Raw genomic sequence first — 18964 nt, 5'->3', positions numbered from 1 at the left:
TGACTTCGAAACTTGAAGGCATAGTCTCTGCAACGTTGCTTTTACCTTCAGGTGTAAGTGGCCCCCGCGTGTGCGCCACTGGAGACCTGGAAGGGCTCGCCCCCACCCGGCAGCGTTGCCGTGGCCCGAGGAGTTACACCGTGACCAGCACAGCGCAGGCACCTCAGTCAGGAGCCAGATCGGCTCACCCCGAACATCTCGGGCACGTCATCTTCATCGCGGCGGCTGCCGCCATGGGCGGCTTCCTCTTCGGCTACGACAGCTCCGTGATCAACGGCGCCGTCGAGGCCATCCGGGACCGCTACGACATCGGTTCCGCCGCCCTCGCCCAGGTCATCGCGATCGCGCTGATCGGCTGCGCCATCGGCGCCGCCACCGCCGGCCGCATAGCCGACCGCATCGGCCGCATCCGCTGCATGCAGATCGCCGCCGCCCTCTTCACCGTCAGCGCCGTCGGCTCCGCGCTGCCCTTCGCGCTGTGGGACCTCGCCTTCTGGCGGATCATCGGCGGCTTCGCCATCGGCATGGCCTCCGTGATCGGCCCCGCCTACATCGCCGAGGTCGCCCCGCCCGCCTACCGCGGCCGGCTCGGCTCCTTCCAGCAGGCCGCGATCGTCGTCGGCATCGCCGTCTCCCAGCTGGTCAACTGGGGCCTGCTCAACGCCGCCGGCGGCGACCAGCGCGGCAAGCTGATGGGCCTGGAGGCCTGGCAGGTCATGCTCGGCGTGATGGTCGTCCCGGCCGTCCTCTACGGCATGCTGTCCTTCGCGATCCCCGAGTCCCCCCGCTTCCTGATCTCCGTCGGCAAGCGCGAGCGCGCCCGTGAGATCCTCGCGGAGGTCGAGGGCAAGGACGTCGACCTGAACGCCCGCGTCGCCGAGATCGAGCACGCGATGAAGAGCGAGCACAAGTCGTCCTTCAAGGACCTGCTCGGCGGCTCCTTCTTCTTCAAGCCGATCGTCTGGGTCGGTATCGGCCTGTCGGTCTTCCAGCAGTTCGTCGGCATCAACGTCGCGTTCTACTACTCCTCGACGCTGTGGCAGTCGGTCGGCGTCGACCCGTCGGACTCGTTCTTCTACTCCTTCACCACCTCGATCATCAACATCGTCGGCACCGTGATCGCGATGATCTTCGTGGACCGCGTCGGCCGCAAGCCGCTCGCCCTCATCGGCTCGGTCGGCATGGTCGTCGGCCTGGCGCTGGAGGCCTGGGCGTTCAGCTACCACCTGGTCGACGGCAAGCTGCCGAGCACCCAGGGCTGGGTCGCCCTGATCGCCGCCCACCTGTTCGTCCTCTTCTTCGCCCTGTCCTGGGGCGTGGTGGTCTGGGTCTTCCTCGGCGAGATGTTCCCGAACAAGATCCGCGCCGCCGCCCTCGGTGTCGCCGCCTCCGCGCAGTGGATCGCCAACTGGGCCATCACCGCGAGCTTCCCGTCGCTGGCCGACTGGAACCTCTCCGGCACCTACGTGATCTACACCATCTTCGCCGCGCTCTCCATCCCGTTCGTCCTGAAGTTCGTCAAGGAGACGAAGGGCAAGTCCCTGGAGGAGATGGGCTGAGCCTCGCCCCGAGGCCCCCGAACTCGGGGAGAAGGGCCAAGTCCCCGCTGCCCCTCTCCTCGAACCGTCCGCCGCCCCCCGTCCCGGCCCACCGCCCGGACCGGGGGCGGCGGTGTCGTGTGTCCGGGCCCGGCTCGGTCCGCCGGGGCCGCAACCACCCGCCCCGCGAGCGGCCCCGGGCCGCGCGCCCTCCTCCGCCCGGCCTCCCGCCCGCCGGTGGACGCGGCGCCAGGCCGTCCGGGCCCGGTAACCGCGCACCGCTCCGGGACGAGGATCCGGTACGCCCTCCGCGTGCGGCTCCGCCGCCGACCGCACCGCCGAGCGGATCCCGCCCGGCTGCCGGGAGGCGTACGTCCGGGCCTCGCGTGGCAGCTGCCCGCCCTGCGCGGCCCACGCCCGGTCCGGGACCTCGGCGATCCGCTCCTCGCAGTACGCCATCGGCTCGGGCGGGTGCGCGCCGGGGAAGAACGGCGGGCCGGACCGGGCGGCCCGGCGCACGGCGGCGCCGGCCGAGCCGCCGGCGGGCGGCAGGGTGCGGCCGGGTGCGCGGGCGGGGGGAGCCGTACTCCGCGGCCCGGTGCCCGAACCCCTCGCCGGTGCCGCCGTGAGCAGCGTCCGCGGCAGCTCGTCCCGGAACCGGCCGCGCCGCCGCGGGTCCACGCGGGACACCGCGTACTCCCCGGGCCGATAGCCGATAGCCGATAGCCGATAGCCGCTCCCGGCCAGGCGGGGGCATCGCCGTGCCCGCGAGGGTGAACGGCGACCGCAGCCGGTTGTTTGCCGCGCCGCGGTGCTCCCCGGTCTGCGTGCGACGCGGTCGCCACGCACGATCGTGACGGGCATACGAAAGTCCCCCTCCGGTAACGCTCGGGGGAGGGGGACATGGTCTGACGATACGTCAGGTGGCCGGGAAGCCGGCCGGGGTCAGACGCCGCTGGCCGCGGGCTGCCCGGCGACCTCGTCGGCCGCCTGCGGCGCGACCGTGGCCGGCTTCGGCAGCGCCAGGTACAGCGCACCGGAGATCACGATCGTGGCGACCCAGCCGAGGCCGTACTCGCCGACCACGTTGTTCGTCGCCAGCGGGCCGGTGAACCAGTCGGAGGTGGTGAACATCAGCCCCGAGACCAGGCCGATCGCCCAGGCGGCCACGGCCGCGGGGGAGAAGCCGCCCTTGTACCAGTAGGCGCTGGCGCGGGTGGTGTCGGCCATGGCCCGGCCGTCGTACTCCGTGCGGCGGAACATGTCCGCGCCGAACACGCCGACCCACGCGGAGAACGCGACCGCCAGCAGCGACAGGAAGGCGATGAAGGAGCCCATGAAGCTGGTCGCCACCAGCATCAGCACCCCGCCGAACACCAGCGAGATCACCGCGTTCACCGACACCGCCCAGTGCCGGGGCACCTTGAAGCCGAGGGTCTGCGCGGTGAAGCCCGCCGAGTACATCGACATCGAGTTGATCAGCAGCATGCCGATCAGGGCGATGAACAGGTACGGCACCGCGATCCACGTCGGCAGGATCTCGCCCAGGAAGGACACCGGGTCGCTCGCCGAGGCCAGGTCCGGGGTGGAGACCGCCATCACCGCGCCCATCAGCACCATCGGCAGCACGACGACACCGGCACCGCCCACCGCCGTGCCCACGATCGCCTTCGAGGACGCCGTGCGCGGCAGGTAGCGGGTGAAGTCCGGCGCGGACGGGATCCAGCTGACCCCGCCGGCCGCGATCATGCCGACGCCGGTGATCACCGAGGCCGTGGAACCGGCGCCCTGGTGCGCCACCTTCGACCAGTCCGTGTCCGCCACCAGATAGCCGAGGACCAGCACCGAGAAGACACCGAAGAGGTACGTCGCGTACTTGTTGCACTTCTGCACGGCGTTGATGCCGAGCCCGGAGATGGCGAAGGTCGCGACGACGAACACCAGCAGCGTCACCATGTCCAGCACGCTGTTCGCCTTGATGCCGAACAGGATGTCCAGGATGGTGAGCACCGCGTACGCGCCGGTCACCGCGTTGATCGTCTCCCAGCCCCAGCGCGCGACCCAGATCAGCGAACCGGGCAGCAGGTTGCCGCGCTGCCCGAAGACCGCGCGCGACAGCGCCATGCCGGGCGCGCCGCCCCGCTTGCCGGCGATGCCGATCAGACCGACCAGGCCGTACGACACGACCGGCGCGGCCACCGCCACGACCAGGGCCTGCCAGATGTTCAGGTGGTAGGCCACGACCAGGCTCGCGCCCATGGTCAGCAGCAGCACGCTGATGTTGGCGCCGACCCATGTCGGGAACAGCTCCCGGGTCCGCGCGGTGCGTTCGTGATCGGGGACCTGCTCGATGCCGCGGGTTTCGAGAGCGCCCTCGGTCTCGACGGATGTGCTCATGAAAGAGGTGCCTGACATGGGGGGAAGGGGGACGTGGGGGACTCTACGCGCGTGGATAGAGGTGCCACCATCGTACTTTGCTCCGAGTCCTCGCCTTAAGTGGCCTTTGTCTCTCGGAGGAAGTCACAAACAGGGTTCTCGCGGACCCCATGGCCGATACTGGTCGGGTTATGGAAACCGTCATCCTTGCTGTAGTCATCGCCGTGGTCGTGCTCGGCGCGCTCGGCGGGCTGATCGTGGGCAGCCGGCGCCGGAAGCCGCTGCCCCCGCCGCCCCCGAAGGCGCCCGACATCACCGCGCCCCCGGCCGAGCCGCATGTCGGCGAAGAGGCCGAGACGCCGCGCGACGAACCGCGCCGGACGATCGAGGAGGTGGATCTCCCGGGCGGCCCCGCGCCGGTCGTCGTCGAGGAGCCCCCCGCCGGCCCCGCCGGCCCCGCTGTCGAAGTACCCGAGCTGGAGATCCCGGAGCCCACCGCGGGCCGCCTGGTCCGGCTGCGCGCCCGCCTGTCCCGCTCGCAGAACGCCCTGGGCAAGGGCCTGCTCACGCTGCTCTCCCGCGAGCACCTGGACGAGGACACCTGGGAGGAGATCGAGGACACGCTGCTCACCGCCGACGTCGGCGTGCTGCCCACCCAGGAACTGGTCGAGCGGCTGCGCGAACGCGTCAGGGTGCTCGGCACCCGCACCCCCGAGGAACTGCGCGGCCTGCTCCGAGAGGAACTCCTCACCCTGGTCGGCACCGATGTCGACCGCACCGTGAAGACCGAGCCCGAGGGCCGCAAGCCCGGCATCGTGATGGTCGTCGGCGTCAACGGCACCGGCAAGACCACCACCACCGGCAAGCTCGCCCGGGTGCTGGTCGCCGACGGCCGCACCGTCGTGCTCGGTGCCGCCGACACCTTCCGGGCCGCCGCCGCCGACCAGCTCCAGACCTGGGGCGAGCGCGTCGGCGCCCACACCGTGCGCGGCCCCGAGGCCGGCGACCCGGCCTCCGTCGCCTTCGACGCGGTGAAGGAGGGCAAGGAGATGGGCGTCGACGTGGTGCTGATCGACACCGCGGGACGCCTGCACACCAAGACCGGCCTGATGGACGAGCTGGGCAAGGTCAAGCGCGTGGTGGAGAAGCACGCGCCGCTGGACGAGGTGCTGCTCGTCCTGGACGCCACCACCGGGCAGAACGGCCTGGTGCAGGCCCGGGTGTTCGCCGAGGTCGTGGACATCACCGGCATCGTGCTGACCAAGCTGGACGGCACGGCGAAGGGCGGCATCGTGGTCGCGGTCCAGCGCGAGCTGGGCGTGCCGGTCAAGCTGATCGGGCTCGGCGAGGGCGCGGACGACCTCGCGCCGTTCGAGCCGGAGGCGTTCGTCGACGCGCTGATCGGCGACTGAGCGTCCTCGGCCCGGGAACGCTCCCGGGCCGGGCAGGGCGGGAGCGAGCGCCCGTCCCCGAGCTGTGACCGGGGGCGGGCGCCGCTCCTTTCCCGGTCGCCCTACGGCCGCGACCGGTGCGCCACGTACGCCAGCGTCCCCAGCAGCAGCCGGGCCGCCGGCGGCCGCGTCGCCGAGTCCAGGGCGGGCGGGCGCAGCCAGCGCGCCGGGCCCAGGCCGCCCCGGTCGGAGGGCGGGGCGGTGATGTGGGTGCCGGGGCCGAGGCCGCGCAGGTCCAGCGCGGCCGGATCGTCCCAGCCCATCCGGTACAGCAGCCGGGGCAGATCGGCGGCGGCACCGGGGGCGACGAAGAAGTGGGCGCGGCCGTCCGGGCCGGCGGCGACCGGCCCCAGGGGCAGGCCCATCCGCTCCAGCCGGACCAGCGCACGGCGGCCGACCGGTTCCGACACCTCGATGACGTCGAACGCGTGGCCGACCGGCAGCATCACGGCGGCCCCGGGGAACTCGGACCAGGCCTTGCCGACCTCGTCCAGCGTGGCCCCGGCGGGAATCGGGGACGCGAACTCCAGCGGATGCGCGCCCGGCGCCGGGCAGTCGGAGTGCCCGCACGAACAGGTGCCCCCGGCGGCCCGCGCCCCCGGCACCACGTCCCAGCCCCACAGTCCGGTGAACTCGGCGACGGCGGTGCACTCCGCCAGGCGCCCGCGCCGCCGCGTGCCGGAGCGGATCTCGCGGATGCCGCCGATCGTGAAGCCCATGCCCCCTCCAACGGGTCCTGCGCGCCGGTGGTTACGACACGGAGCGAAGCGGAAGCGGAACGTAACGCTACGGCTCCGCCTTCCCGCGCGGTCACGCGGTCAATGCGGCGCCTTGGAGCGCGCCAGGTGGCACAACGGGATATGTGCGCCCCTGGGTGCACCACTCCGCCGGGTCTCCGCCCACCCCCGCCAGTCAATCGCGCGGAGCCATTCGTGTGTCCATTCGAAGGGGTGGCGAATGGTGGCGTTTCCGTGACGCCCGTGACTGAAGGTTGATCGCCAGATTACTCTGAGTGCGCGAGTTCAGGGGGGCGCATGCATCCGGTGAGTATGCCGGAGGCAAGTCGCCAGCTCGTTCGAAGGGTGAGAAGTGCCGGACGGGAGGCGTTATTTACCGGCATTCTGATAAGGCTTGGCGCACTAGGTGACAAGTGGTCTCAGGAATGGGGGCATCCCAGTGGGCGGCAACGGCGGTAGCGGTACGAGCGCTGAAAAGCGCCCCAACGAACTGCTCGGCTCGTGGTTCGTGCGCAGCGGCTGGTCCAAGGGCGAGCTGGCCCGGCAGGTGAACCGCAGGGCACGCCAATTGGGCGCCAACCACATCTCGACCGACACCTCCCGGGTGCGCCGCTGGCTCGACGGGGAGAACCCGCGCGAACCGATCCCGCGCATCCTGTCCGAGCTGTTCTCCGAACGCTTCGGCTGCGTGGTCTCCATCGAGGACCTCGGCCTGCGCGCCGCCCGGCAGTCGCCCGCCGCCTCCGGAGTCGACCTGCCCTGGACCGGCCCGCAGACGGTCGCCCTGCTCGGCGAGTTCTCCCGCAGCGACCTGATGCTCGCCCGGCGCGGCTTCCTCGGCACCTCCCTCGCCCTGTCCGCCGGCCCCTCCCTCATCGAGCCCATGCAGCGCTGGCTCGTGCCCACCCCCGGCTCCCCGGCCCCCGCCCGGCCCGCCCCCGCGCCCGACCCCCCCCGGCCCGGCCGGCTCTCCCGCCCCGAGCTGGAACTGCTGGAGTCCACCACCCGCATGTTCCGCAAGTGGGACGCCCAGTGCGGCGGCGGACTGCGCCGCAAGGCGGTCGTCGGCCAGCTGCACGAGGTCACCGACCTGCTCCAGGAGCCGCAGCCCGAGGCCACCACCCGCAAGCTCTTCCAGATCGCCGCCGAGCTGGCCGAACTGGCCGGCTGGATGTCGTACGACGTCGGCCTCCAGCCCACCGCGCAGAAGTACTTCGTGCTCGCCCTGCACGCCGCCAAGGAGGCCGGCGACAAGCCGCTCGGCTCCTACATCCTCTCCAGCATGAGCCGCCAGATGATCCACCTCGGGCGGCCCGACGACGCGCTGGAACTGATCCACCTCGCCCAGTACGGCAGCCGTGACTGCGCGAGCCCGCGCACCCAGGCCATGCTGTATGCGATGGAGGCCCGCGCCTACGCCAACATGGGCCAGCCGGCGAAGACCAAACGCGCCGTCCGCATGGCCGAGGACACCTTCGCCGAGGCCGGCGACTGGGACGAGCCGGACCCCGACTGGATCCGCTTCTTCTCCGAGGCCGAGCTGTACGCGGAGAACTCCCACTCCTTCCGCGACCTCGCCTACAACGCCGGCCGCAGCCCCAGCTACGCCTCCCTCGCCGAACCGCTCATGCGGCGGGCCGTGGAACTGTTCGCGGACGACTCCGAGCACCAGCGGTCGTACGCGCTCAACCTCATCGGCATGGCCTCCGTGCACCTGCTCCAGCGCGAACCCGAGCGCGGCACGCGGTACGCGGCGCAGGCCCTGGACGTCGCCAAGAAGGTCCGCTCCGAACGGGTGAACACCCGGATCCGCAAGACGGTCGGCACGGCCGTACGCGATTACGGCGACCTGGCCGCCGTCGTCGACCTCTCCGAGAAGCTCGCCGCCGACCTGCCGGAGGCCGCCGAGGCCGGGTGATCCCGGCACCCCCCGCCCCGGCCGCGGCCGGTCCTCCCGAACTGCCCGACTCGGCTCCCCCATGCCAGGTCATCGAGAGGACCGCCGCGGCCGGTCCGTTCCCCCACGGGGACAGCCCGCGCGAGGTCGCGCCACGATAACGAGCGGCGCGGCCCGGCAACTCCCACTTCATGGACGCGTAACACACACGGCACCTTCGTCACCCCGGCGAAACAACGGGGGGCTCGAACCGAAACCGCGCTGCGCGAGTCTCGTGGCGCACTACCGGCCCACCCCTCACCCGACCGGACCGCCAGGCACCGCCCGCACGGGGCCGTACCAATCGACGAGGAGACGCCGATGGCACCAGCCATCATGCTTGCGGCGGACGCACCCAGACTGTCGTCCGCCAACACAGGCTTCATGCTCATCTGTTCCGCCCTGGTGATGCTCATGACCCCGGCCCTGGCCTTCTTCTACGGAGGCATGGTCCGCGTCAAGAGCACCCTGAACATGCTGATGATGAGCTTCATCAGCCTCGGGATCGTCACCATCCTGTGGGTGCTCTACGGCTTCTCCCTCGCCTTCGGCAACGGCAACGGCCTCCTCGGCTACAACGCCGACTGGATCGGCCTCGGCGACATAGGCCTCACCGAGCTCTGGGACGGCTACACCATCCCGGTCCTCGTCTTCATGGTCTTCCAGCTGATGTTCGCGATCCTCACCCCCGCCCTGATCAGCGGCGCCCTCGCCGACCGGGTGAAGTTCTCCGCCTGGGCCCTCTTCGTCGCCCTGTGGGCCACCCTCGTCTACATCCCCGTCGCCCACTGGGTGTGGGCCTCCGACGGCTGGGCCTTCAAGCTCGGCGTGATCGACTTCGCGGGCGGCACGGCGGTCCACATCAACGCCGGCGCGGCGGCACTCGGCGTCATCCTCGTCATCGGCAAGCGCGTCGGCTTCAAGCGGGACCCGATGCGCCCGCACAGCCTCCCGCTGGTCATGCTCGGCGCCGGGCTGCTCTGGTTCGGCTGGTTCGGCTTCAACGCCGGCTCCTGGCTCGGCAACGACGACGGCGTCGGCGCGCTGATGTTCGTCAACACCCAGGTCGCCACCGCCGCCGCGATGCTGGCCTGGCTCGCCTACGAGAAGATCCGGCACGGCGCCTGCACCACCCTCGGCGCCGCCTCCGGCGCGGTAGCCGGCCTGGTCGCCATCACCCCCTCCGGCGGCGCGGTCTCCCCGCTCGGCGCGATCGCCGTCGGCGCGATCGCCGGCGTCGCCTGCGCCGCGGCCGTCGGCCTGAAGTTCAGGTTCGGCTACGACGACTCCCTCGACGTCGTCGGCGTCCACATGGTCGGCGGCATCCTCGGCTCCCTGCTCGTCGGCTTCTTCGCCACCGGCAAGGGCCAGTCCACCGCCACCGGCGTCTTCTACGGCGACCACGGCTTCGACCAGCTGTGGAAGCAGTGCGCGGGCGTCTTCGCGGTCCTCGCCTACTCCCTGGTCGCCTCCGCCGTGCTCGCCTTCCTCCTCGACAAGACCCTCGGCATGCGGGTCACCGAGGACGAGGAGGTCTCCGGCATCGACCGGGCCGAGCACGCCGAGACCGCATACGACTTCAGCGGCGCGGGCGGCGGGGTCACCGCGGCCGCCACCGGCGCCCCGGCCGCCGCACAGACCCGGAAGGTGGACGCATGAGGCTCATCACCGCAGTCGTCAAGCCCCATCGGCTCGACGAGATCAAGGAAGCCCTCCAGGCCTTCGGCGTGCACGGCCTCACCGTCACCGAGGCCAGCGGCTACGGCCGGCAGCGCGGCCACACCGAGGTCTACCGAGGCGCCGAGTACACCGTCGACCTCGTCCCCAAGGTCCGCGTCGAGGTGCTGGCCGAGGACGACGACGCCGAGCAGCTGATCGAGGTCATCGTCAAGGCCGCCCGCACCGGCAAGATCGGGGACGGCAAGGTGTGGTCCCTGCCGGTGGAGACCGCCGTCCGCGTCCGCACCGGCGAGCGCGGTCCGGACGCCCTCTGAGCAGGACCGACACAGGAAGAGGAGTCGCCGGGTGACGGGCACGGACACGCACACAGGAACGGAAGACACGGGGCCCGGCGGCTACGCGGCGGCCCGGCTGCGCCTCCTCACCGAGGACGCGCGGTCCGGGCCGCCGCGCCGTTTCGCCCTCGCCGGACTGACCGACGACTGGCTCGCCGGACTGTTCACCGGGGCGGCCGGCCCCGCGAAGGGCGTCTCCCTCGTCGCCGTCGGCGGCTACGGCCGCGGCGAGCTGTCCCCGCGCAGCGACCTCGACCTCGTCCTGCTGCACGACGGCTCCGACCCCGCCGCCGTCGCCGCCCTCGCCGACCGGATCTGGTACCCCGTCTGGGACCTCGGCCTCTCCCTCGACCACTCCGTCCGCACCCCCGCCGAGGCCCGCGGCACCGCCGCCGAGGACCTGAAGGTCCACCTCGGCCTGCTGGACGCCCGCCACCTCGCCGGCGACAGCACCCTCACCGCCGGCCTGCGCACCGCCGTCCTCACCGACTGGCGCAACCAGGCCACGAGGCGCCTGCCCGAACTCCGCGACCTGTGCGCCGAGCGCGCCGCCCGCCAGGGCGAACTGCGCTACCTGCTCGAACCCGACCTCAAGGAGGCCCGCGGCGGCCTGCGCGACGCCACCGCGCTGCGCGCCGTCGCCGCCTCCTGGCTCGCCGACGCCCCCCGCGAGGGGCTGGCCGACGCCCGCCGCCGCCTGCTCGACGTCCGCGACGCCCTCCACCTGGTCACCGGCCGCGCCACCGACCGGCTCGCCCTCCAGGAACAGGACCAGGTGGCCGCCGAACTGGGCCTGCTCGACGCCGACACCCTGTTGCGCCAGGTCTACGAATCCGCCCGCGTCATCGCGTACGCCGGCGACGTCACCTGGCGCGAGGTGGGACGCGTCCTGCGCTCCCGCGCCGTACGGCCCCGCCTGCGCGCCCTCATCGGCGGTGGCCGGCCGGCCACCGAACGCTCGCCCCTGGCCGAGGGCGTCGTGGAACAGGACGGCGAGGTGGTGCTCGCCCGCGCCGCCCGCCCCGACCGCGACCCCGTCCTCCCGCTGCGCGCCGCGGCCGCCGCCGCGCAGGCCGGCCTGCCGCTCTCCCTGCACGCCGTACGGCGCATGGCCGCCACCGCGCGCCCCCTGCCCACCCCCTGGCCCGCCGAGGCCCGCGAACAACTCGTCACCCTCCTCGGCTCCGGCCGCCCGACCGTCGAGGTCTGGGAGGCGCTGGAGGCCGAGGGCCTGGTCAGCCGCCTGCTTCCCGACTGGGAACGGGTCCGCTGCCGCCCCCAGCGCAACGCCGTCCACATCTGGACGGTCGACCGGCACCTCATCGAGACCGCCGTCCGCGCCTCCGCCCTCACCCGCCGGGTCGGCCGTCCCGACCTGCTGCTGGTCGCCGCCCTGCTGCACGACATCGGCAAGGGCTGGCCCGGCGACCACTCGGTGGCCGGCGAGATCATCGCCAAGGACGTCGCCGCGCGGATCGGCTTCGACCGCGCCGACGCCACCGTGCTGGCCACGCTGGTCCGCCACCACCTGCTGCTCGTCGAGACCGCCACCCGCCGCGACCTGGACGACCCCGCCACCGTCCGCTCCGTCGCCGCCGCGGTCGGCACCGAGGGCACCCTGGAACTGCTGCACGCCCTCACCGAGGCGGACGCCCTGGCCACCGGCCCGGCCGCCTGGTCCTCCTGGCGCGGCTCCCTCGTCGCCGACCTGGTCGGGCGCGTCGCGGGCGTCCTCGCCGGGACCGTCCCCGACGAACCCGAGCCCGCCGCGCCCACCGCCGAGCAGGAGCGGCTCGCCGTCGAGGCGTTCCGCACCGGCGGCCCGGTCCTCGCCCTGCGCGCCCGGACCGAGCCCGTGCCCGGCGCGGAGCCGCCGTCCGGGGGACCGGAACCCCTGGGCGTCGAACTGCTCATCGCCGTCCCCGACCAGCCGGGCGTCCTGCCGGCCGTCGCCGGGGTCCTCGCCGTGCACCGCCTCACCGTCCGCACGGCGGAACTGCGCGCCCTGCGCCTGCCGGCGGACGTGGACGACGACGGCACGATCCTTCTCCTCGACTGGCGGGTCGCCGCCGAGTACGGCTCCCTGCCCCAGGCGGCCCGGCTGCGCACCGACCTCGTGCGCGCCCTGGACGGCTCCCTGGACATCGCCGGCCGCCTCGCCGAACGCGACGCCGCCTACCCCCGCCGGCGCGGCTGGACCGCCCCGCCGCCCCGGGTCACGGTGGCCCCGGCCGCCTCCCGCCACGCCACGGTCATCGAGGTCCGCGCCCAGGACGCCCCCGGCCTGCTGCACCGCATCGGCACGGCCCTGGAGAAGGCGGGCGTCCGGGTCCGGAGCATGCACGTGTCGACGCTGGGGGCCAACGCGGTGGACGCCTTCTACGTCACGACGGGCACGGGCGCGCCGCTGCCGGCCGGGGACGCGTCGTCACTGGCGGGTGTGCTGGAGGAGACCCTGCGGGGGTGACCCCGTGCGGGCCGGCGCGGGCCCCGCCGGCGCGGGTTCACCCACCCGGGCGGGCGGGGGCGAATCGCTTGCGCGGCCAGATACCCTGGAGGACGACTCAGACAGCCGCCGACGCGAGGACCTACGCCGCCGTGTTCGATACTCTCTCCGACCGCCTCACAGCCACCTTCAAGTCCCTGCGGGGCAAGGGCAGGCTCAGCGAGGCGGACATCGACGCCACGGCCCGGGAAATCCGCATCGCGCTTCTCGAAGCCGACGTGGCCCTCCCCGTCGTCCGGGCGTTCGTCAAGAACGTGAAGGAAAGGGCGCTCGGGGTCGAGATCTCCAAGGCCCTCAACCCGGCGCAGCAGTTCATCAAGATCGTCAACGACGAGCTGGTGGACATCCTGGGCGGCGAGACCCGGCGGCTCCGCTTCGCCAAGCAGCCGCCCACCGTGATCATGCTGGCCGGTCTCCAGGGCGCCGGCAAGACCACCCTCGCCGGCAAGCTCGGCAGGTGGCTCAAGGAGCAGGGCCACTCCCCGCTGCTGGTCGCCTGTGACCTCCAGCGCCCCAACGCCGTCAACCAGCTGAGCGTCGTCGCCGAGCGCGCCGGCGTCGCGGTGTACGCGCCGGAGCCGGGCAACGGCGTCGGCGACCCGGTGAAGGTCGCCAAGGACTCCATCGAGTTCGCGAAGTCCAAGGTCCACGACATCGTGATCGTGGACACCGCCGGCCGCCTCGGCATCGACGCCGAGATGATGCAGCAGGCCGCCGACATCCGCGACGCCGTCTCCCCGGACGAGATCCTGTTCGTGGTCGACGCGATGATCGGCCAGGACGCCGTCAACACCGCCGAGGCCTTCCGCGACGGCGTCGGCTTCGACGGCGTGGTGCTCTCCAAGCTCGACGGCGACGCCCGCGGCGGTGCCGCCCTGTCCATCCGGCACATCACCGGCAAGCCGATCATGTTCGCGTCGAACGGCGAGAAGCTGGACGACTTCGACGCGTTCCACCCGGACCGGATGGCCTCCCGCATCCTCGACATGGGCGACCTGCTCACCCTGATCGAGCAGGCGGAGAAGACCTTCAGCCAGGAAGAGGCCGCCAAGATGGCCTCGAAGCTGGCGTCCAAGAAGGGCCAGGACTTCACCCTGGACGACTTCCTGTCCCAGATGGAGCAGGTCAGGAAGATGGGCAGCATCAGCAAGCTGCTCGGCATGCTCCCGGGCATGGGCCAGATCAAGGACCAGATCGCCAACCTGGACGAGCGGGACGTCGACCGCACCGCCGCGATCATCAAGTCGATGACCCCGGCCGAGCGCCAGGACCCGACCATCATCAACGGCTCCCGCCGCGCCCGTATCGCCAAGGGCTCCGGCGTCGACGTCAGCGCGGTCAAGGGCCTGGTGGAGCGGTTCTTCGAGGCCCGCAAGATGATGTCCCGCATGGCCCAGGGCGGCGGCATGCCGGGCATGCCGGGGATCCCGGGCATGGGCGGCGGCCCCGGCCGGCAGAAGAAGCAGCAGAAGAAGGCCAAGGGCAAGCAGCGCTCCGGCAACCCGATGAAGCGCAAGCAGCAGGAGCTGGAGGCGGCCCAGCGCCGCGAGGCCGCCGCGCAGGGCGGCGGCGCCTTCGGCCTGCCGGGCCAGCAGGACCAGGACTTCGAGCTGCCGGACGAGTTCAAGAAGTTCATGGGCTGACCCGGTCCACCGGGCCCGGCCCGTACGCCGCTGGGGGCGTCCTTCCACCGGAAGGGCGCCCCCAGCGCATGCCGGCGCGGGGAGGGTGTCGTACCGTCCCGGTATGAGCAACCCCGCTCCGCCGCGCAAGTCGCCGGACCAGCCCTGGCGCACCGAGGGCGCCCCGGAGGAGCCGCAGCGGCAGCCCTCCGGCGGGCGCGGGATGCGGGGCGGCTGGTGGCGGCTGATCCTCACCGCGCTGGTCGTGTACCTGATCGCGAACCTGGTGCTGTCCTACGTCGACCAGGCGAACGAGCCGACGATCTCGTACACCGAGTTCAGCAGGCAGGTGGACGGGGGCAACGTCGCCAAGATCTACGCCAAGGGCGACTCCCTCCAGGGCCAGCTCAAGAAGGAGCGCAAGAACCCGGAGGGCGGCGGCGGGTACACCAAGTTCAACACCGAACGGCCGTCGTTCGCGGACGACGACCTGTGGGCGAACCTGACCCGGCACAAGGTCACCGTGACCGCCGAGCCGGTCGTCCAGCACCGCAGCTTTCTCGCCAACCTGCTGATCTCGCTGGCGCCGATGCTGCTGCTGATCGCCGTCTGGGTGTTCGTCGCCCGGAGGATGAGCGCGGGGCTCGGCGGCCCCGGCGGGATGCTCGGCCGCAAGGCGCCGCCCAAGCCGGTGGAACTGGTGCCGGGGGAGAAGCGCACCACGTTCGCCGACGTGGCCGGCATCGACGAGGTCGAGGCCGAGCTGAACGACGTCGTCGACTTCCTGAAGAACCCCGACGCCTACCGCCGGATGGGCGCCAAGATGCCGCGGGGCGTGCTGCTCGCCGGGCCGCCCGGCACCGGCAAGACGCTGCTGGCGCGGGCGGTGGCCGGGGAGGCGGGCGTGCCGTTCTTCTCGGCCTCGGCCTCCGAGTTCATCGAGATGATCGTGGGCGTGGGCGCCTCCCGGGTGCGGGAGCTGTTCGCGGAGGCCCGCAAGGTGGCGCCGTCGATCATCTTCATCGACGAGATCGACACCATCGGGCGGGCGCGCGGCGGCGGCGCGTCGATGGGCGGGCACGACGAGCGCGAGCAGACGCTGAACCAGATCCTCACCGAGATGGACGGTTTCTCCGGTTCGGAGGGCGTGATCGTGGTCGCGGCCACCAACCGCGCCGACATCCTCGACCCGGCCCTGACCCGCCCCGGCCGCTTCGACCGGGTGGTGCAGGTCTCGCCGCCGGACCGCGGCGGGCGCGAGGCCATCCTGAGGATCCACACCCGCGAGATCCCCCTCGCCGACGACGTCGACCTCGGGCAGGTGGCCCGCACGACACCGGGCATGACCGGCGCGGAACTGGCGAACCTGGCCAACGAGGCCGCGCTGCTCGCGGTCAAGCGGGGGCAGGGGCGGGTGACCCGCGCCGACCTGTCCGAGGCGCTGGAGAAGGTGCAGCTCGGGGCGGAGCGCCCGCTGGTGATGCCCGAGGAGGAGCGCCGGCGCACCGCGTACCACGAGAGCGGGCACGCGCTGCTGGGCATGCTCCAGCCGGGCGCCGACCCGGTCCGCAAGATCACGATCGTGCCGCGCGGCCGGGCGCTGGGCGTCACCCTGTCGACGCCGGAATCGGACAAGTACGCGTTCACCGAGGAGTACCTGCGCGGCCGGATCATCGGCGCGCTGGGCGGGATGGCGGCCGAGCAGGTGGTCTACGGCGTGGTCACCACGGGGTCCGAGAGCGACCTGGAACAGGTCACCGGCATCGCCCGGGGCATGGTGTCGCGCTGGGGCATGAGCGAGCGGGTCGGCCGGCTGTCCGCGCTGCCGAACGACGCCCAGCAGGCCTACGGACTCGCCGCCGCCCCGCAGACCCTCGACGTGATCGACGCCGAGATGCGGCGGATCGTGGACGAGTGCTACGCGGAGGCGTGCCACAAGCTCCGCGACCACCGGGGGCAGCTCGACGCGCTGGCGCACGCCCTGCTGGCGAACGAGACGCTGGAGGAGGCGGACGCCTACCGCATCGCCGGCATCACCCGCCTCGGCAAGGGCGAAGCCTAGGCCAGGGCCTAGGGAACCCGGGCGACGAGGTAGCGGAAGACGTTCGGCATCCACACCGTGCCGTCCGGGCGGCGGTAGGGGTGCAGGGCCTCCGTCAGCTCCTTGTCGACCTGCCGGGCGTCGGTCGCCGCGATCGCCGCGTCGAACAGCCCGGTCGACAGCAGCCCCCGCACGGCGCTGTCGAGGCCGGCGTACCCGAACGGGCAGGCGACCCGGCCCGAGCCGTCCGGGCGCAGTCCGGCCCGGGCGGCGGCCTCCTCCAGGTCGTCGCGCCGGGCGGGCCGCCAGCCGCGCGCGCCGGGCAGCGGGTCGGCCAGCGCGGCGGCCGTGCGCAGCACCGAGGTGGTGGCGCAGCGCTCGGGCGGCCCCCAGCCGGTCAGCACCACGGCCGCCCCGCGCGCGGCCAGCGGCAGCGCGCCGGCGAGCGACTCGGCGAGCCCGTCGGCGTCGCCCGGCTCGAAGACGGTCACCAGGGTGTACGGCTCCCCGCCGGCCGGGTCGGCGGGCAGGGCGTCGAGCAGCTCCGGTGCCGCAGGCGGCCGCGTGCCGCCGGACGGGGTGCCCGGCAGCAGGCGGGCGCGCGCGAGGGCCAGCCGTTCCGGGGAGTCGGTCTCGACGCCGGTGACCGCGGCGCCCCGGGAGGCCGCCAGCAGCAGGGCGAGCCCGGACCCGCAGCGCAGGCCCAGCAGCCGGCCGGGGGAACCCACGCCGAGCCGGTCGTACACGGCCTCGAAAAGCGGTACGAGCATCCGCTCCTGGATCTCGGACCAGTCACGCGCGCGTGCGCTCGGGTCCACGCGGAGTGCCGGGTCCGCGTGGACCACGTGCTGCCGCACGAGCGTAGGTGTCATGGAAGCGCCCCAATCCGCCGACAGTTCGCCGCTGTACCCGGGTGTGGCCCCCGTGGAGTGCCAGCGCACATCCCACCTATGCCAGGTAACTCCCGGCCCGCTGTGCCGTCCAGGGGTCTTGGGGTCCGGCTTGGCCGTGGGACGCGGGTGTGGCGAGAATTCACATCCCGGCAACCTGGGGGGCCCTACGGTGGCCGCGCGCGGGGCGGCGGTGCGCGGCCGGCGGGAGCGGGCCGGTGGCGGGCGGTGCGGCGGTACCCGGTAACGTCACGCGGGCGGGGACGCCGGCCGGGACGGGACGGCGGACCGCCGGCGGCCGGATCCACCCCATGAGGGGCCGACGGCCCGTGCCGCCCCCGGGCCCACCGTCGGTGCGTAGGGCCGACTACGCACCAGCTTGTGCGGAGGTGTGACGCTTCTCCGCAGATCAGCGCACCCGCCCTCGTCAGGACGCATCAGCGGCAACTGACGGGTACGTGCAAATTATTTGGGATGCCCCGGAATAGGAACACAGAGGCACCCCCGCTCGTTGTCATTACGTGAGCACGACACAGACACCACCTGTTCTCGCCGCAGAGCTGGCGCAGGCGTGGGCCGACATTCAGCGGCACCACCCCGAGCTGCCGGACCTAGCCGCACCAGAGTCCCTGATCGGAGAGTCGTCGTCCGCGTGCGGACACGAACTCTCCTTCGAACGACTGCTCCATGAGGCAGTCCACGGCATCGCCGCCGCCCGGGGCATCCGCGACACCTCCCGGGCCGGCCGCTATCACAACCGCCGTTTCCTCGCGATCGCCGAGGAGCTGGGCCTGGACCACCCCGAGGAGCCGCACCCGAGCAGCGGTTTCTCCCTGGTCACGCTCAACGCCGAGGCGAAGCGGCGCTACCGCCCGACCATGGAGCGGCTCCAGCGCGCGCTGAAGGCCCACATGGCCGCCACCTCGGCCGACACCGCCCGCACCTTCCGCGGCCCGGCCGCCCGGCACGGCTCCTCCGGCGGCGGCGTCCGGGTCAAGGCGGTGTGCGACTGCGGGCGCAACGTCCGGGTCGTCCCGTCGGTCCTGGCCCAGGCCCCCATCGTCTGCGGCGGCTGCGGCAAGCCGTTCCGGATCCCGGAGGTCATGGGGGCGGCGTAGGCGCGGCACGCGCGTACCGGCATCTCGTGGCTGCCGGGCCGCGGGCGGCGACCTCACACCACCACCGGGCAGCGCACCCGACGTGCCTCACCTCCGCGCCGGGTGCCGCCGGCCCGTGCCCGGTGCCGCACCTCACCCACCCTCGGCCGGAAGCGGTCCGCGGGGTGTGGCAGAATGGCTGGCTGTACTCGACAGTCGCATAGGACCCCTCTCTCCTCCGGCTGACGCGTCCATCGGGCACTCGGGTACCGCAACCCCACGCGGCGTCTCGCCGTGCCCAACCACGTCAATTCCAGGAGAACCCACTCCCGTGGCAGTCAAGATCAAGCTGAAGCGTCTGGGCAAGATCCGTTCGCCTCACTACCGCATCGTCGTCGCCGACTCCCGTACCCGCCGTGACGGCCGGGCCATCGAGGAGATCGGCAAGTACCACCCGACCTACAACCCGTCGGTCATCGAGGTGGACGCCGAGCGTGTGGCGTACTGGCTGGGTGTCGGCGCGCAGCCGACCGAGCCCGTGCTCGCCATTCTGAAGAAGACCGGCGACTGGCAGAAGTTCAAGGGCGAGCCGGCTCCCGCGCCGCTGCTCGTCGCCGAGCCCAAGCCGGCCCGTCCGTCGTTCGAGGCTCTCGGCGGTGACGACGAGGGCAAGGGTGAGGCGATCACCCAGAAGAAGAAGGCTGAGAAGAAGGACGAGGCCGCGGCTGAGTCCGAGTCGACCGAGGCCTGAGCAG

At 72.7% G+C, this 18964-nt stretch carries 13 protein-coding genes; 10 read left to right on the top strand and 3 right to left on the bottom strand.

All coding sequences use genetic code 11. The features are described from left to right. Positions 1-140 precede the first annotated feature (140 nt). The gene (locus ACZ63H_RS08415; RefSeq protein WP_469863040.1) at positions 141-1559 is read left to right on the top strand and encodes a sugar porter family MFS transporter; all 1419 of its coding nucleotides are present in this window, start codon (positions 141-143) and stop codon (positions 1557-1559) included. A gap of 924 nt (positions 1560-2483) precedes the next feature. Here the strand turns inward: ACZ63H_RS08415 and ACZ63H_RS08410 are convergent. Beyond that, a complete protein-coding gene (locus ACZ63H_RS08410) occupies positions 2484-3935 on the bottom strand; it encodes a cytosine permease (protein ID WP_469863039.1) in 1452 nt (483 codons plus the stop codon). 170 nt (positions 3936-4105) lie between these two features. Between ACZ63H_RS08410 and ftsY the strand changes: the two genes are divergently transcribed. Then, the gene (gene ftsY, locus ACZ63H_RS08405) at positions 4106-5326 is read left to right on the top strand and encodes a signal recognition particle-docking protein FtsY (protein ID WP_469863038.1); all 1221 of its coding nucleotides are present in this window, start codon (positions 4106-4108) and stop codon (positions 5324-5326) included. Between the two features lie 101 nt (positions 5327-5427). Here ftsY and ACZ63H_RS08400 read toward each other — a convergent pair whose 3' ends face one another. After that, complete coding sequence (locus tag ACZ63H_RS08400) at positions 5428-6084, bottom strand: bifunctional DNA primase/polymerase (protein WP_469863037.1); 657 nt, start codon at positions 6082-6084, stop codon at positions 5428-5430. Between the two features lie 457 nt (positions 6085-6541). Here ACZ63H_RS08400 and nsdA point away from each other — a divergent pair, with 457 nt between their 5' ends. From nsdA to ftsH, 6 genes are all read left to right on the top strand, one after another. After that, on the top strand, positions 6542-8020 hold the full coding sequence (gene nsdA, locus ACZ63H_RS08395; RefSeq protein ID WP_469863036.1) for a transcriptional repressor NsdA: 1479 nt from the start codon (positions 6542-6544) through the stop codon (positions 8018-8020). 339 nt (positions 8021-8359) lie between these two features. Next, positions 8360-9697 (top strand): ammonium transporter, encoded by a 1338-nt coding sequence (locus ACZ63H_RS08390; protein ID WP_469863035.1) that lies wholly within the window; start codon positions 8360-8362, stop codon positions 9695-9697. After that, positions 9694-10032, top strand: coding sequence for a P-II family nitrogen regulator (locus ACZ63H_RS08385; protein WP_469863034.1), 339 nt, complete (start codon positions 9694-9696; stop codon positions 10030-10032). Before ACZ63H_RS08390 ends, ACZ63H_RS08385 begins: the two co-directional genes overlap by 4 nt. A 31-nt stretch (positions 10033-10063) precedes the next feature. Next, positions 10064-12520 (top strand): [protein-PII] uridylyltransferase, encoded by a 2457-nt coding sequence (locus tag ACZ63H_RS08380; protein WP_469863033.1) that lies wholly within the window; start codon positions 10064-10066, stop codon positions 12518-12520. Between the two features lie 131 nt (positions 12521-12651). Then, positions 12652-14202: a signal recognition particle protein gene (gene ffh / locus ACZ63H_RS08375; RefSeq protein ID WP_469863032.1), complete on the top strand. Its 1551-nt coding sequence runs from the start codon at positions 12652-12654 to the stop codon at positions 14200-14202. Between the two features lie 103 nt (positions 14203-14305). Next, a complete protein-coding gene (gene ftsH, locus ACZ63H_RS08370; protein ID WP_469863031.1) occupies positions 14306-16243 on the top strand; it encodes an ATP-dependent zinc metalloprotease FtsH in 1938 nt (645 codons plus the stop codon). A gap of 8 nt (positions 16244-16251) precedes the next feature. On the opposite strand, the gene ACZ63H_RS08365 is transcribed toward ftsH, so the two are convergent. Next, positions 16252-17094 carry an SAM-dependent methyltransferase gene (locus ACZ63H_RS08365; RefSeq protein WP_469863030.1) on the bottom strand — a complete coding sequence of 281 codons (843 nt, stop codon included), beginning with the start codon at positions 17092-17094 and terminating at the stop codon, positions 16252-16254. Between the two features lie 539 nt (positions 17095-17633). Between ACZ63H_RS08365 and ACZ63H_RS08360 the strand changes: the two genes are divergently transcribed. Together ACZ63H_RS08360 and rpsP are read left to right on the top strand one after the other, a co-directional pair. Continuing rightward, complete coding sequence (locus tag ACZ63H_RS08360) at positions 17634-18230, top strand: hypothetical protein (RefSeq protein WP_469863029.1); 597 nt, start codon at positions 17634-17636, stop codon at positions 18228-18230. A 310-nt stretch (positions 18231-18540) separates the two neighbouring features. Continuing rightward, a complete protein-coding gene (gene rpsP / locus ACZ63H_RS08355; protein ID WP_030785131.1) occupies positions 18541-18960 on the top strand; it encodes a 30S ribosomal protein S16 in 420 nt (139 codons plus the stop codon). Positions 18961-18964 lie beyond the last annotated feature (4 nt).

The sequence above is a fragment of the Streptomyces sp. NPDC104831 genome, from assembly GCF_055583025.1.
The sequence above is the reverse complement of the archived record's forward strand: the minus strand, read 5'-3'. Positions and strand labels throughout refer to the sequence as shown.

What these genes read in the sequence shown, in the direction of transcription:
- ACZ63H_RS08365 (WP_469863030.1), bottom strand. Translation starts at nt 17,094, where the DNA reads ATGACACCTACGCTCGTGCGGCAGCACGTGGTCCACGCGGACCCGGCA.
- ACZ63H_RS08410 (WP_469863039.1), bottom strand. Translation starts at nt 3,935, where the DNA reads ATGAGCACATCCGTCGAGACCGAGGGCGCTCTCGAAACCCGCGGCATC.
- ACZ63H_RS08390 (WP_469863035.1), top strand. Translation starts at nt 8,360, where the DNA reads ATGGCACCAGCCATCATGCTTGCGGCGGACGCACCCAGACTGTCGTCC.
- ftsH (WP_469863031.1), top strand. Translation starts at nt 14,306, where the DNA reads ATGAGCAACCCCGCTCCGCCGCGCAAGTCGCCGGACCAGCCCTGGCGC.
- ACZ63H_RS08400 (WP_469863037.1), bottom strand. Translation starts at nt 6,084, where the DNA reads ATGGGCTTCACGATCGGCGGCATCCGCGAGATCCGCTCCGGCACGCGG.
- ACZ63H_RS08385 (WP_469863034.1), top strand. Translation starts at nt 9,694, where the DNA reads ATGAGGCTCATCACCGCAGTCGTCAAGCCCCATCGGCTCGACGAGATC.
- ftsY (WP_469863038.1), top strand. Translation starts at nt 4,106, where the DNA reads ATGGAAACCGTCATCCTTGCTGTAGTCATCGCCGTGGTCGTGCTCGGC.